Annotated in this window: 11 protein-coding genes; 1 reads left to right on the top strand and 10 read right to left on the bottom strand. The window is 49.8% G+C overall.

Annotated elements, in window-relative coordinates; translation table 11 throughout:
* Nucleotides 1-64: 64 nt before the first annotated feature.
* The 6 genes from B9Y93_RS15790 to asnB form a co-directional block, all read right to left on the bottom strand.
* On the bottom strand, nt 65-2,797 hold the full coding sequence (locus tag B9Y93_RS15790; RefSeq protein ID WP_176228948.1) for an EAL domain-containing protein: 2,733 nt from the start codon (nt 2,795-2,797) through the stop codon (nt 65-67).
* Between the two features lie 214 nt (nt 2,798-3,011).
* Nucleotides 3,012-4,520 (bottom strand): MDR family MFS transporter, encoded by a 1,509-nt coding sequence (locus B9Y93_RS15785; RefSeq protein ID WP_085496110.1) that lies wholly within the window; start codon nt 4,518-4,520, stop codon nt 3,012-3,014.
* Between the two features lie 117 nt (nt 4,521-4,637).
* Nucleotides 4,638-6,164, bottom strand: a complete 1,527-nt coding sequence (locus B9Y93_RS15780; protein WP_085495760.1) for an ATP-binding cassette domain-containing protein — start codon at nt 6,162-6,164, stop codon at nt 4,638-4,640.
* A gap of 65 nt (nt 6,165-6,229) precedes the next feature.
* Entirely contained in the window at nt 6,230-6,835 is a 606-nt protein-coding gene (locus B9Y93_RS15775; protein WP_244903429.1) for an ECF transporter S component, read from the bottom strand.
* 135 nt (nt 6,836-6,970) lie between these two features.
* Nucleotides 6,971-7,741, bottom strand: a complete 771-nt coding sequence (locus B9Y93_RS15770; RefSeq protein WP_085495757.1) for an energy-coupling factor transporter transmembrane component T family protein — start codon at nt 7,739-7,741, stop codon at nt 6,971-6,973.
* A 108-nt stretch (nt 7,742-7,849) separates the two neighbouring features.
* Complete coding sequence (asnB, locus tag B9Y93_RS15765) at nt 7,850-9,703, bottom strand: asparagine synthase (glutamine-hydrolyzing) (RefSeq protein WP_085495756.1); 1,854 nt, start codon at nt 9,701-9,703, stop codon at nt 7,850-7,852.
* Between the two features lie 249 nt (nt 9,704-9,952).
* On the opposite strand from asnB, the gene B9Y93_RS15760 reads away from it, so the two are divergent.
* Entirely contained in the window at nt 9,953-10,891 is a 939-nt protein-coding gene (locus B9Y93_RS15760; RefSeq protein WP_085495753.1) for an alpha/beta hydrolase, read from the top strand.
* 126 nt (nt 10,892-11,017) lie between these two features.
* On the opposite strand, the gene B9Y93_RS15755 is transcribed toward B9Y93_RS15760, so the two are convergent.
* From B9Y93_RS15755 to B9Y93_RS15740, 4 genes are all read right to left on the bottom strand, one after another.
* Nucleotides 11,018-11,875, bottom strand: a complete 858-nt coding sequence (locus B9Y93_RS15755) for a DMT family transporter (RefSeq protein WP_085495751.1) — start codon at nt 11,873-11,875, stop codon at nt 11,018-11,020.
* A gap of 82 nt (nt 11,876-11,957) precedes the next feature.
* Complete coding sequence (locus tag B9Y93_RS15750; protein ID WP_085495749.1) at nt 11,958-13,700, bottom strand: glycoside hydrolase family 35 protein; 1,743 nt, start codon at nt 13,698-13,700, stop codon at nt 11,958-11,960.
* A 196-nt stretch (nt 13,701-13,896) separates the two neighbouring features.
* Nucleotides 13,897-14,346, bottom strand: a complete 450-nt coding sequence (locus tag B9Y93_RS15745; protein ID WP_085495747.1) for a disulfide oxidoreductase — start codon at nt 14,344-14,346, stop codon at nt 13,897-13,899.
* A gap of 20 nt (nt 14,347-14,366) precedes the next feature.
* Nucleotides 14,367-15,092 (bottom strand): DsbA family protein, encoded by a 726-nt coding sequence (locus B9Y93_RS15740; RefSeq protein WP_244903442.1) that lies wholly within the window; start codon nt 15,090-15,092, stop codon nt 14,367-14,369.
* Between the last annotated feature and the right edge of the window lie 176 nt (nt 15,093-15,268).

The raw sequence follows: 15,268 nt of genomic DNA, 5'->3' as shown, positions 1-15,268 counted from the left end.
CTCTTTTGTCGTACATTCAATTTCTATTGTTGCCTTGTTGAGGCCTTAAGCTCATCAGGCTTATTCATCGCTGCTCAGCTAGCATCTGAAGCGGCAGCGAGAACTCCTGGAATCTTGCTTCGAACTCCGCTGCAGGAAGCGGCGGACTAATCAGATAGCCTTGATATTGGTGACAATTGACCGACTTCAGGAATTGAAGCTCCTCTATCGTCTCCACTCCTTCAGACATCACCTTCAGGTTCATGCTCTTCCCAATATGCACTACCGCTTCGACAATCGAAGCATTGGCACTGTCATTTTGCACATAGCGTATAAAGGAGCGATCGATCTTGAGCACATGAATCGGCAAAGTTTTCAATCGGCTGAGCGATGAATATCCCGTGCCAAAATCATCAATGGCAATGCGAATGCCTCTATTTTTGAGCTGATTTAAGACATGATTGCCGTATTCAACATTTTTGTTAACATAGCCCTCCGTAATCTCTAGCACTAAACGCTCAGGGTCGAATCGCGTCTCTGCCAATATGCGGTCAACCATTTCCACAAAGTCTTGATTCAAAAACTGGCGCAGCGAGACATTGACCGATAGATCAAAAGGAGGAAGCCGCTTCGAATCGATCCATTGCTTATGCTGGATGCATGCGGTCCGCAGCACCCATTCCCCAATCTTAATAATAAGCCCTGTCTCTTCCGCAATCGGAATAAACTTGGCTGGAGAGATAAAGCCATGCACAGGATGAATCCAGCGTATTAAGGCTTCTGCCGCACTGACACGTCCTGTTGAATCCACGATTGGCTGATAATTCAGAATCAGCTCCTCCCGATCAAGCGCCTTCCTAAGCTGTCCTTCAATAGTCGCAATTTCATGCAGCTGATCAGAGTGCAGCTCATCGTAGAAAATAGCATTCTGCCCTCCGCGGTCCTTGGCCGCATACATTGCGGTGTCCGCCCGCTTGAGGAGAGCCGTTGATTCCGTCCCATGCTCAGGATACATCGCAATGCCGATGGAAGGGGAAACAAACAGCTCATACGATAATACGAAGAAGCTGTCATGAAACACCTGTACGATCCGTTCAGCCACCTTCCTCACATCTGGCTTCGTATAATTTTCAAGCAGAATCACGAACTCATCGCCGCCAAGCCTTGCGATCATAGCCGCTCCCTGCAGCCTTGTGACTTGAGAGCTTAGTCGCTGAGCAACACGCACGAGCAGCAGATCGCCCACATTATGTCCTAAGGAATCATTGATGTGCTTGAAACGGTCCAAATCCAAAAACATCAAGGCAATCACGCCCTGATTCTCCTTCGCCTGTTGAATCGCTTCCTCCAGCTTCGAGGTGAAGTGATATCGATTCGGCAGCTGCGTCAATGGATCGTAATAAGCAAGCTGCTGCAGCCGCTCCTCGGAGTTCTCTAGCTTGTTCGTCTGGTTGCGCAGCTGATCATTCATGCGCCTCATCTCATAAAAGACCTCGATCAAACGCTCTGACATCGAACGGAAGTTGTTCTCCAAGGCCCGAATATCACTGATCTTGCTTGACGGCCAAGAGATGGATTGTGAAGTGATCAGCTTCGCTGGCATGCCTGTCGTGATCGTCATGAGCTGATTCAAGACACGGGAAATATAACGGGTGATCAAGAAGGCGACTGCACCTACGATCAAGCACAGAAGGAACAAGCTTAAAAACTTGGTTAAATAAACGGAGATCGTATTCTCTGAAAATACCGCTATAGGGATAAGCGTTATTATTTTTTGTATAGGAAGATCCGAGTACTGCTTGATTAAGACGTAATAGCCATCGTTCCAGCGTCTGGTATCATAATCATATTGATTCTCGGATGGGAGCCATTGATAGAAGCGCTGCTCCGCGAGCCTTTTTTCTCGAATCGGCTGTTCCTGCCTCAGCGCAATCTCCATCAGCTGATTGCCTTCATTCTCCAGTTGAATCAGATTCATTTTGTGAAAAAAGGAGGAGTCTGTCGACGCCATCAGCTTATCTTCTTTATCATATACCGCAATTTTTAAGAGGTGGTTCAAGGAGAACGCATTCAGCTTCAGGTCGAGCTGCTTCATATTGTCTTCATTGTGGACGTAAAGGCCGTGCTTGTCCTTCATGCTTAGACCGGTTACCCAATCCATCGCAACCCTCGATTGACTCTCAACGAGCGACATGGAGTCCGTCTCAATCTCCGATCGCATCTGATGGCTGTCGAGCACAAGATTAATCATAAAAGGAATAAATACGGCAATGATGCACAGATGAGCAAGCAGCTGATTCAAGGACACAAGCTTCCGCTCAATCCTTGGAATAAGCCTGTGCCAAGGCACAAAGGTGAGCAGCACATCCGCGATAAACACATTCAATAAACCATTCATCGCAAACATGAAGTATTGGAGTATTGCTTCTGAATTGAAGGTATACGTCTGCAGGTAGAAAAACAGCATAGCAAGAGGCGCTCCAATACAGAACCAATACAACGCATCAAGCAGCAGCAGCGGACGCCTTGTCCTCTCATGCAGAAAACCTACAATTAAGATTTCTAATCCAATTAGCGGCAATATGATGGAGCCATGCTGCGTATAGTAAAGACCTAAGGTTAACACGAGGGAGGATACCGCTCCCCATGCCCATCCAAAGAGGCCAGTGAGGAGAAGCAGCGCGAAGCTGCACAATATGAATTCGGCTCCATACGCATACTGTATGCCGTGCTGGCTCAGATACAACGCCAATAGAATAAGCAAAATATATAAAAGCACTGTCCGTAAGGTGGAGAGTGGAAACAACGTTCGTCGCATATCCATGGAGCTCCTTTTCCGATGAAGAAACATGGTCATATTCTACAATACTCCAACCGTCCACGCTTGAAACAACCTTGACCTAGAGAGGGCCTAACATGCAACTTACGCTATGGAATGGATACCGCTTATATTTCGACACAAACATATGAATTCCTACTCATAAGCACAAAAAAACCGAAAGCGACCTGCTTTCGGTTTCATACACAATCGACTAGGATACTGCTTGATCCTTGCCCTGATTTGCTTCTGTGCGGCGACCAGGCATAAAGATCGTGAAGAGCCAGGCAGCAGCTGCTATCACGGCTGCAAGCATAAAGACGCTGAGCAGCCCCTGCTCAAGAAATCCCCGAAGCGGACCAATCAGGTCGGCTGAGAGCTCCTTCGCGCCTTCTGGCGAGAGCAGGCTATTCAGATCATCATTCGTTACCTTGCCGGCAATATCTGCCCCAGCATGCTTCACGGCACTCGCGATATGGGCATTCAAGTAAGTGCCGAATACGGCTATGCCAATCGTCTGTCCCAAGGTTCTAACAAACGAGTTGAGCGCTGTAGAGCTTCCTCGCTCTTGCCAGCTTACGGACGACTGCACAATCACGATAAACGAGGTGAAAGAGAATCCAAAGCCGAAGCCTGCGACAGCCATCAGGGCCATAATCATCCAGATGGAGCTCTCTCCCGAGATGAAGGTCAGCCATACAGAGCCTGCCACAATGGCCATCGTCCCAAGAAAGGCCGTCACCTTGCTGCCGCTCTTAATCAAGAGACGGCCGCCAATGATCGAGCCGATCAGCCAGCCGATCGACATTGGCGTAAGAGCAAGGCCGGAGCTTTTAGCGCTCTGCCCCAGCACGCCTTGCACCCACAGCGGCAAATAAGAGTTCAAACCAATGAGCACTGCGCTTAATAAGAAGCTGACCCCATTTGCAACTGAGATGCTTCGAATCTTGAACAAATGAAGCGGCACCATCGGCTCCTTCACCTTGAGCTCAATGTAGAAGAAGATCCCCATAAACAGAACGGATGCCGCAATCAGCGCCATCATCACATAAGAATCCCAGGCTATCATGCTTCCTCCTGTGATTAAGAGGACAAGAAAAGCCGTCATCCCGATCGTGAAGGTCACAGTGCCGCCGTAATCGATGGACTTCTGCTTGCGCTCCACCTTTTCATGAAATAGAACAGCAATCATCCAGACGGAAATAATCCCAAACGGCACATTAAAATAGAAGATCCAGTGCCAGCTCAGTGAATCAACGAAGAAGCCGCCGACAAGCGGCCCTACAAGTCCAGCAATACCCCAAATGGAGCTGAATAGCCCTTGAATCTTGGCTCGCTCCTCAAAGTTATAAATATCGCCTACAATGGTCATCGTAACAGGCGTAAGCGCCCCAGCGCCTATACCTTGGATCGCACGGAATATTACCATCTGGGTCATATTTTGCGATAGGCCGCACAGCATGGAGCCCACCACAAACAATACAGAGCCGAAGATAAAAATATTTTTGCGGCCAAATAAATCAGACAGCTTGCCAAAAAACGGCGTCGATACTGCAGTCGTTAGAAGATAAGCCGCATATATCCAGCTGATAAGCTGCAGGCCGCCTAGATCTGCCACGATCTTAGGTATGGCTGTGCTGACAACTGTAACCTCAATTGCTGCTAAAAAGGTGGACAGCAAGAGCGCTAATGTGACGAGCTGGCGCTTGCGCCCCGGCTGCATCGTTGCATCCTGCTTAAGCTTGGCAGTACGGCTATCCACCTTCGAATTTATTTTTTCTGACATGATGTCATCTCCTAGTTCTACACATTTCGATATCTATAAAGCAGCTCGCTTCGCTTACGTATGGAGAATTCCTCCTTCGAGTCTCCAACGCCGGTAACAATCCCTCGAACCCGCTGCTTCCCACAGCGGATCATGAGTAATGATCAGGACTGCCGCACCACGGCTTCGTTGATGCTCGCACCAGTCCATCACTTGAAGCGACGCTGCCGCATCAAGCCCCGCTGTAGGCTCATCCAAGAGCAGCAGCGAAGGTTCGTGAGCGCTAGCGATCCACAGGCTCAGCTTCCGCTGCGAAGCCAGCGACAGCTCTTCTGGATGCCGATGCCGAAGCGCAAACAGCTGAAGTGCCATCAGTTCCTTCTCCAGCCATCTCGAGGCATCTGGCTCAGCCTGAACGGACAATGGCTGCTGCGCTTGGGGAAGGGCTTGCAGCGCCTGATATACAAGCATGCCTTCGTCCCATACCGAATCGGCAAGAAACGAGGCTGCTGCCCGCTGAGGCGCATAGCCCAGCGCACGGGCCCGATCATAGCGGTCCATGCGGCTAAGCGGCTCGCCGCCAAGCATGACGCTCCCTCCTTGAAGCTTCAGCCCTCCGCTGATGAGACGAAACAGCGTCGACTTGCCTGCTCCATTATGTCCTTGGAGCAGGGCGCATTCACCTGCATGCAGCACGCCTGTGACCTGCTGCAGCACCTCCTTGTCCTGCCCTTTATAACGAACGCGGACCTGATTGAGCGCAAGGATCGCTTGTCTATGCTCCGTTATTGGTACAGCAGGGCAGGAATACCCGGCTGCCTCTACGGTTTCCACTCGGTGCTCATTTCGCTTCGCCTCTGCTGCAGCCATCCGCATCTCGTCTTGATCGCATGCCTGAAGCCGCCCCGCTTCAAGCCGCCATCGCTTCGCTCGCTCAAGAAGCTCATCGGCTTCAAGGCCTCCTTCGGCTGCACCCAGCCGAGAGGAAAGTAGAAGAAGCGAGCGCCCCTTCTTCTTCATCCAACACCGAAGCTTCTCATAGAGCTCCGCTCTTCCTTCCACATCAAGCTGGCTCCAGCCATCGTCGATGATGAGAACATCCGGCTCCATCGTCCAAATGGACATGGCTGCTGCGCGCTGCTGTTCTCCTCCAGACAGCGTGTCAACATGACTGAAGCGATGATGGGCCATCTTGAAGGCATCGAGCTCAGCATCGATTCTACGCTCAATCTCAGAAGGAACTACAGCCAAATTCTCAGGACCAAAGGCCAGTTCATCCTCTACGATCCCAATTACAAATTGCGAGGCGGCATCACCGCCGATGTAGCCGATGAGCTTGTCCTCTCGTGTAGCCAGTTCTCCCGTACAATTGCCTTCATGCGATTCCAGCAGTCCAGCGAGAAGCTTGGCCAATGTCGTCTTGCCCGTTCCATTGCGGCCGAAGATGACATGCACCTCACCCTCACGCAAGGTAAAAGAGCACTCCTCAAGGGTTGCCTGATCTTCGCCAACATAGGTGAAGGCCACACGCGACATGCGTATGACCTCCCCGGCACCTAAGTCGTGTATGGAATCTATGGAAGGATGCTCTTCCCTGTTCATCTTGCTCCTCCTTCATGTTCTTCCTCTACACCGCTCGTCGTCAGGTCAGCAGCCTGACAGGCATGCTAGCCTTTCTCACGCAGGCCCATAGCCTCACGGCCCAAGGCAAAGGGCCGCACATAGCGTGTATGCTTGAGTCGATCGCCGAGCCACTTCGTTAAGCCTCCGCACAGAAGCATGCCGCTGACACAGCGAATGGCAAGCGTAATCACCAGCACGAGGGATTCATAATGAATGTATCCGAACATAAACGCTGCCACGATATACCACAGCGGCGTCATGGCTACTCCCGTAAAGAGCATCATGCTCCAATCAAACTTTTTGTATTTGACTAAGAAAAATAAAGGCTCCACAATGACGGCATAGCACAGAGCAGCCGCAATAGCCGACCACGGCCCATAGCTTGTGCCCACCATGATCTGCATCAGCGCTCCGATCAGATAGGTAAACAGCGCAGCTCCCGGCTTGCGGATAATATACATGGCAAGCAGGCCATAAATCATATACAAACCGACAATGGTAGAAGTCAGCATGGAGCCGCCAAGGCTTGTCAGCAGTTGGTTAAGATGCGACAGCAGGCTGGTCGCTACCCCGTTCAGGGCAGCAAGCAGTGCCATAAGCACCCACTCCATTAATGTAAGCTTCCCCCACTGTTTCATCATTGCATTCATTGGTATGCATGTCCTCCCTACTACCTCAATCTACTTTCCACTATTTAACGTACAGGCCCTATTGTATAATTGCAATCCTTATTTTTAGAATTCGCATACAGCGCTCTTCCTGCCAAAGTTCAGCCAGCTGCTCGATCATATCAACCAGACTGATAAGATAGCTGCGCCACAGGATAATAGCGCAAAAAGCTTGCCAGACAGCGGAATGGACAGCTCGCGCCGCTGTGTTCTGGCCCCGCGGCCAAATTGCTTCGCCTCCATAGCCGTAGATACGGTCTGCACCTCCCGCAGGGCGGAGCGGACAAGCGCCAAGCTTAGCTGCTTAACCTCTCCTAGGCGCGCTTGAAGGCCCTTCTCTCGGGTTAAGGTGCGAAGCTGCTGCGCCCGTCTAATCTGCTCTGCCTCACGGGTAAGAAGCGGCACGAATCGCAAGGCGACAGCTGCAGCATAGGCGAACTTAGGCGGCACGCGAAGCTTTCCGACCAAGGCTGCCACCACATCCCTTGGCTCTGTTGTCGTCGCAAATACAATCGAGGTCAGAAACATAACGAGCGCTCTTAGCGTGAGTGCTGCAGCAAGCACGAGCGCCTCCTCGGTAAACCACCGTCCTGTGCCAGAGCCAAATAGCGGCGTCTGTCCGGGGAGAACCAGCCACTGAAACCAGATGAGCGGCAGGCCAAAGCCTGCACACCAGCCAAGAACAAGCCGCCATCTTGTTAAGGACCAGCCAGCCCCCGTCCAAGCGATGAGGAGTACGGATGCGAACCATACCGCTTGTCCTGCCAATGAGGTGGTCATCATGCTGGCGAACCCTGTGCTTAAGAGCCATATCCCTTTTGTTAAGGGATCGATTCGGTGCAGCCATCCCCCAGCTGCCCATGCAGAAGAGGTATCTCTATGCTTCATTTCATTCATCCTATCTCACGCCCATAATTGAAGTTCTTGAGCATAAAAAAACTGAGCATCACTGCTTGCTTTATCTGTCCGATCAGCAGCGATACTCAGCCTCCTTAATTATAAAGCAGCATTTCTCATATAAGTGGAATACCACAAGGAGAATACATAGAGCACCCAGATCTTCCGGGAATAATCACCCTGCTCCGCCTTGTGCATGCGGAACATATTCTCTACCGCGCTCAAATTCACAATATGATCAATGCCGCTGCTCGTCATCTCTTCCCACATAACATCAGCACGGCTCGTACGGAGCCAGTCACGCATCGGTACCGGGAACCCAAGCTTTGGACGATTCAGGACAGAGTCCGGAATAATGCCTTCCATTGACTTGCGCAGCGCATACTTCGTTGTTCCATCCGCGATCTTGTATTTCATCGGAATGCGTTTGGCTACATCGAACACCTTGCGGTCCAAGAATGGCACGCGAAGCTCCATGGAATGAGCCATCGTCAGCTTGTCTGCTTTCATCAAGATATCGCCAGGCATCCACAGGTTCATATCGATATACTGCATGCGAGCAACCGGATCAAGATGCTTCGTCTGCTGATAATATTCCATAGCCTTGTCGAATGGCTTCGTAAAGCATTCAAGCTGATCTTCGGTTACACGCAGAATCTCAGGCTTCGCATCATCGCTGAAGATATTCGCATTGCCTAAGAATCGCTTCTCAAGCGGCGTCGTCGCCCGCATCAAGTAGTTCTTGCCATAGAAATTCGGCAGCTTGCTTACCATTGCATGAACAGAAGACTTGAGCCCGTCAGGCAGCCAAGACAAATATCGCAAGGAATGAGGCTCTCTATAGATCCGATAGCCTCCGAACAGTTCATCTGCGCCTTCACCAGACAAGACGACGGTCACATGCTCTCTCGCAAGACGCGCTACCTCATACAGCGCAATTGCCGATGGATCGGCAACAGGCTCATCAAGATGCCAGATCGCCCGAGGAACGGCATCAAAGTACATCTCCTGGGTAATCATCCGATCATAATGATCGGTATTGATCTGACTAGCCGTATCTCTTGCAATCGTCGTCTCATTGTGCGGTCCTTCAAACCCGACGCTGAACGTCTTGATCGGCTCCATGGAGCGCATAAGCGTAGACGTGATTGTCGAATCGATCCCGCTCGACAAGAAGCAGCCGCGATCCACTTCACTGTGCAGGTGATTGCGCACAGAATCAGACATGACATCGCGAATCTCTTCAATAATCTCTGCGAGCGGACGATCCACAGGATCGAACATAGGGTCCCAATACTTGCGAATCCGAGGCTCTTCCTCAAATGGAATCGTAATGCAATGACCCGGAGGAAGCTTCTGAATGCCTTCATACATCGTATCCGGATCCGGCACATATTGGAACGTCAAATAATTATAGAAACTGTTCATATTCAAAAGGCGCGGCATCCCAGGTATGGTCAGCAGGCTCTTGATCTCTGAACCAAAAGCAAATATTTCACGATTAAAAAAGTAATAAACCGGCTTAATGCCAAAATGGTCACGTGCCAAAAACAGCTGCTGCTTGTTACGATCCCAAATTGCAAATCCAAACATACCGCGCAAATGATGGACACAGTCCTCTCCGTACTCTTCATAGAGGTGGACAATGACTTCTGTATCCGTATGTGTCTTGAATTGGTGACCGCGAGAGAGCAAGTCTTCTCGAAGCTGCATATAGTTATAGATCTCACCATTAAATATAATCCAGACGGAATCGTCCTCATTGCTGAGCGGCTGAGCCCCTTCTGCCACATCGATAATGGACAGGCGGCGGAAACCAAGCCCTACACGATCTCCGATCCACATTCTGCCGTCGTTTGGCCCGCGATGGTAAATCACGTCCATCATGTTCTGAATGATATGCTCATCCGGCTGTTGTCCGTTAAACTGAAGCAGTCCAGCAATTCCACACATTACTTCTTCCAATCCCTTCAATACACATAGCGGTGTCTAGTATAGTCACGAAAAACCTTCGCTTCATTATAAACTACTTTTTCAAAAAGTTACACAGGCCCTTTCACACAATTCGCCAATTCCCCGCACTGCCTGACAAATAATCCGGTTCTTCATACAACAATCAGGCTCATTTTTCGTGTAATTATTGACATTGTTGCACATTCTACAATGTAGTGAACAAATTGGCAAGGGCAAGGAGTGATGCGGATGTATTTCTGGATGTTGATTGGAATTGCAGTAATCTTATTCTTATATTTATGGGTTGTTCCACGGATCGCCGTGCATGAAATGACACGCATGAAGCAGTCCACCTATGATCGCTGTCTTGACATGCTGGAGGAATATGGTGTCTTTACCCGTGATGCCTTTGACAAGATGGAGCCAGAAGTTATCCAATTAAGCAGCCATGATCGACTGAATCTGCACGGCCATTATATGGAATACTTTCCTGCCTCCAACCGGATTGCCCTTATCGTTCACGGTTATACTGCCGCCCTGCCGTGGTCATGCCAATTCGCTGCCATGTTCAAGCAAAAAGGATTTAATGTCCTCCTCGTTGACCAGCGGCGGCACGGAAGAAGCGACGGACAATACACGACCTTTGGCTTCCATGAGAAATACGATATTCAAGCTTGGGTAGACTGGATCGTCGCTCGCAAGGGAGAAGACTGCATGATTGGACTTCATGGACAGTCCTTAGGAGGCGGTACTGTGCTTGAATATGCAGCAATCCATCGTCCGCAGGTACGATTCATTATTGCCGATTGCCCGTATTCAGATCTGACGAAGCTTATGCGTCATCAACTGGCTAAGTATTACTTGCCTCCTTGGCCAACGATGCGATTGATGGACAAGCTCTTGGAGAAGCATGCGGGGTTTCGCATGGCAGATATCCGTCCGATCAAAAACATGAAGCAGTGCAAGCTTCCTGTGTTATTCATCCACGGCAAGGATGATGTATTTGTGCCCACTTGGATGAGCGAGGAGCTGTACGCTGCCAAGTCCTCTCCCTCAGCACTGCTGCTCGTCGATCATGCCGCGCATGCTGTATCGTACTGCGTGGACCCCAAGCGTTATGAGGCGGCTGTGCATCAATTTATTGACGGGTTGCTTGGCAAGCAGGCCATATCGGTGAACAGTCTCTAAGCCATTGATTGAGCAAGCAGCAAAAAGCAGCAGGCACGACGCTCCCCCTCTATTCGCTCAGGGTGAGCGCCGTGCCTGCTGCCTCTTTATTTCCATCTCTTTTCTCTTAGACTCGTGTGCTGTTTCTTATACGGGTGTACCAAACAGTCCTACAAGCATCATTCCGCATGTAATCAATAAGGCCATCGCCATTCTCGGCAGCCCCTGCTTCTCTTTAAGAATCAGCATCCCAAGCACCGTTCCGAATACGATGCTGAACTCGCGCATCGGCGCGATCTGGGCGAGAGGGGCAAGCTTCATGGCAAATAAGAAGATAAGATAGGAGCCCGGTGTCAGCACCGCGCCAAGCAATATCGTTCGCCAATTCAGCCGCCACTCCGCCTTCACCTGCTTCGCCTTTACCACATCAGGAATCAAGATGAAGAATGCAGCCAGATTGCCTAATTGAAGCAGTCCAAGTGGCGTCATAAAGGAGACCACAAACTTATCTGTTAAGGTATACCCCGTCGTGCATAGCCCAACGATCAACGCAATCTTCAAGAGCGGGCCCTGCTCCTTCCAATTCGGATTCATTAAGCCTCCGATGGCAAATAAGCCGCCAACGATACAGGCTAACCCGAACCAGCCAAGACCGGTTAGCTGCTCGCCGTACAGCCCAAGGCTAAACAACGGGACAAGCAGCGCCGCCATCCCCCGCATCATCGGATAGATGCGCGACAGCTCTCCAACCTGATAGGCCTTGCTCAGCATCAGAAAGTAGATGCCTTGAAACATAAAGGACAGCAGCAGGAAACCCCATTCCTTCAGACCTGCCTCCAGATGAATCAAGTCTTTTATAAAAAACGGCATGAAAATGATGCTGGCGATGAGATGCAGTGACCATAGGAAGGTAGCCTTGTGAAGGCTCTTCTTCGTAAACAGATTCCATACAGAATGAGTAAAAGCAGAACAAAGTACAAGTGCAACACCAATGTAGACTTCCATTATTACAGGACACCTTTCACTTTCAAGTACGGTTTCTCTCTAATCCCCTTTGCTGCTTTGCATGATTGCATTTGCGTGCCGATTAGAGCTCAGGCACATCTTCAAAGCGTAGAGCTTCTCCTTGCTCATGCAATTCGAACACGACAATCTCATTGCGTCCTGACTTCAGGATCGGCGCAGGCACATACAGCGATTTTTGCGGGCCTACTTCCCAGTAGCGGCCTAGATTGAAGCCGTTAATGAACACGACGCCTTTTTTCCAGCCGTCCAAATACAAGAATGTATCCTGCGGTTCGCCGTCAATATTCAGTTCCGCTTCATAGAACGCAGGCTGCGGACCCGTGAGCTCAGATGAAGCCTGATCGAAGGCGACCTGAGCGATATCCTCAAGCGGCATCGTGCGGACCGTCCAGTGGAACTGGAATTGTCCATTGAGACGTACTCCATGCGTAATGCCCTTTCGGTCGATAAGCTGAGGTCCGTAGTTGACACGCCCCATATTCTCAACCAGAATATCGAGCGCAGCGCCTCCCTCAGGAATAACGACAGGAATGGAAGTCGGATTCCAGCGCTCCACCACCCCAATGAACTTTTTATCCAAGAAGACAAGCGCACGATCATGTACATCCTGAATCTTAAGATGGCTCTCAGGACGCGGTCCTGTGATGGTCGTGGAGTACATCGTGAAGCCAAAGGCTTGACCATACGCCTCCATCGGCTCAGGCGTTACGCTCTGATGCTCTTCGGATATCGCTGCAAGCGTATCGAACAGCTTCACGCTTCGCTTCACATCTACGGCTCCATAAGCTGCCTTGGGCAAATTAGCTGGAATCGGCTCCTCGCTTAGCGTCGTGTATTTACCGATAACATCCCTAAAGGCATGGAACTTCGGTGTAATGTCTCCGCATTCGCTAATGGCTGCATCGTAGTCATAGCTCGTGACAGTTGGCTCAAAGCGCTCTCCGTGGTTTGCTCCGTTCATAAAGCCAAAGTTCGTGCCGCCATGTACCATGTAGAAATTCACGGACGCCCCTCTTGCCAGAATCTCATCCAGGCTCTCTGCCGCCGATTGAGCAGAGCGCGTATGATGCTCCTCATGCCAATGGTCAAACCAGCCGTTCCAGAACTCCATGCACATAAGAGGCGCATCTGGCTGATACTCAAGCAGCTTGTCGAATGCATCGTTCGCACGCGAACCGAAGTTGACCGTCGCCCAGACCCCCTCTGTCATGCCGCCCTGCAGCATATCATCTTGCGGTCCGTCTGATGTGAACAGCAACACGTCCACGCCGCGCTCTTCGAGCATTTGTTTCGAAGCCTGAAGATAGGCCTTATCATTGCCATAACTACCATACTCGTTTTCTATCTGCATGGCAATAATCGGACCGCCATTTGTTATCAAATGAGGCGTAAGCTCAGGAATAAGCTGATCATAATAGGCCTCAACCTTGCTCAAATAGCGAGGATCATTGCAGCGCAGCTCCATTTCTTCATTCAATAGCCACGCCGGAAAGCCTCCGAATTCCCATTCTGCGCAAATATAAGAGGCTGGACGCACGATGACGTACAATCCCACTTCTTTTGCCAAAGCTACAAATCGGGACACATCTGCCATACCCTTAAAGTTGAACTGGCCCTCCTTCGGCTCATGCACGTTCCAGGCAATATACGTCTCGACTGTGTTGCAGCCCATGGCCTTGATCTTGCGAAGGCGATCCTCCCAATATTCAGGTACCACACGCCAATAATGCATCGCACCAGATATGATGCGGAATGGTTCTCCGTTCAACAGCATCTGCTGTCCTTCCCAACTAAGCTGAGTCATCTGCAATCCTCCTGATTCGACGAATATATGCCTTTTCATTTTTAAGTAAAGCTTACTTCTCATCTTAACGATTTTACTGAAAAGATACATGGCATAATTCCGCTTGAACATGTAGTAATGTAAAAAGCCCTCACCCCAAAGCATGGAGTGAGAGCTTCAACTGTTATGCAGATCCTAGATCAAAAATAGCTGTTCATTATGCGCCAAAGGAAGCCTCCTCTTCTACTGCTTCTTCAACCTCGGTACGAGCCGTCCACAGCATGACGGTAATGAGGATAAACGCTACTAGCGCGAGCAGTGGAATCGTAATCCATCCGTATAGATCCAGATAATCTGAATCACAGGGGATGCCTACGCGGCAAGGCGCAGCCTCGGCCATTCCCGGCACCTTCTGCACCATGTAATGATAAATCGAGATGCTCCCCCCAATGATCGCCATCGGAAGCCCGTAGCGAAGCACTGATCGATCATTGCGATAAGCGGCAATGCCCAGAATGAGCACCAGCGGATACATGAAAATACGTTGGTACCAGCACAGCCTGCACGGCTCCCACAGCAGAATCTCGCTCATGTACAAGCTGCCGCTCGTTGCAACCAATGATACAATCCATGCAAAGTAAATGGCGTAGCGGCGAATAACGTTCATCAATATGCCCTCCCGTTAGATTACTTTGCGTTCGACAGCTCCTGATCGATGAATGCCTTTAAGCTCTTATAATCCAAGTAATTGCCTGTGTACTCTTTTCCGTTGACAAATACGCTTGGCGTACCGCTGACCTTAGCCGCTTCACCCGCTTGAAAATCTCCCTGTACCTTCTCCTTATACGTATCGTCTTGAATCTGCTTCAAGAACTCATCTCCATTAAGATCAGGAACAACCTTCTTCGCTACCTCAAGCAAGTACTCTGGGGTTGCCCACTGCACACGCTCGTCCTGCTGAGCTGCATACAACGCTTCATGGAAAGCAAAGAATGCGTCTGGATGGTTGGCATGAATGGCCTCGCCAGCATAAGCTGCCGTGTTGGAATCGGGCCCAAGGAATGGATAGTTCATAAATACAAATTGAGCGTCGCCCTTATCGATATAATCGGCTTTTAATTGCGGGAATATCGTCTCTTCCCATTGCTTGCAAGCAGGACATTTGTAGTCTCCGAATTCTACTAGCGTTACCTTAGCATCAGAGGAACCCAGCACAGGCTGACCTTCAAGCTTGAAGTCAACGACGCGATTTGCTGCCTCATCCTGTACGATCTTTTCATTTTGATTATTCAACACAAAGATAAGACCTAGCAGCACCACGAGAATGATGGGGAACAAGATCAGCATTAAATTGTTCTTTTTAGCGCTTTTACCTTTGTAAGACGTTTTGGACTTATTGGCCACGACATCCACCTCAATCAATTTAGTATATCCTTGCTCCCTAGAACGAGAACGTATATATGATTTATTTCTAATGTAAACGAAAATGAGCGTTTTTTCCATTTGTTTTCGAATATTTGTGTCCAATCTGTGATAAATGTCACTGTTTAGTAACATTTTATCGTTAAATAGTAAAAAGAAAGCGACTA

The sequence above is a fragment of the Paenibacillus aquistagni genome (assembly GCF_900177815.1).
Classification (GTDB): Bacteria; Bacillota; Bacilli; order Paenibacillales; family Paenibacillaceae; genus Paenibacillus_B; species Paenibacillus_B aquistagni.
The sequence above is the reverse complement of the archived record's forward strand: the minus strand, read 5'-3'. Positions and strand labels throughout refer to the sequence as shown.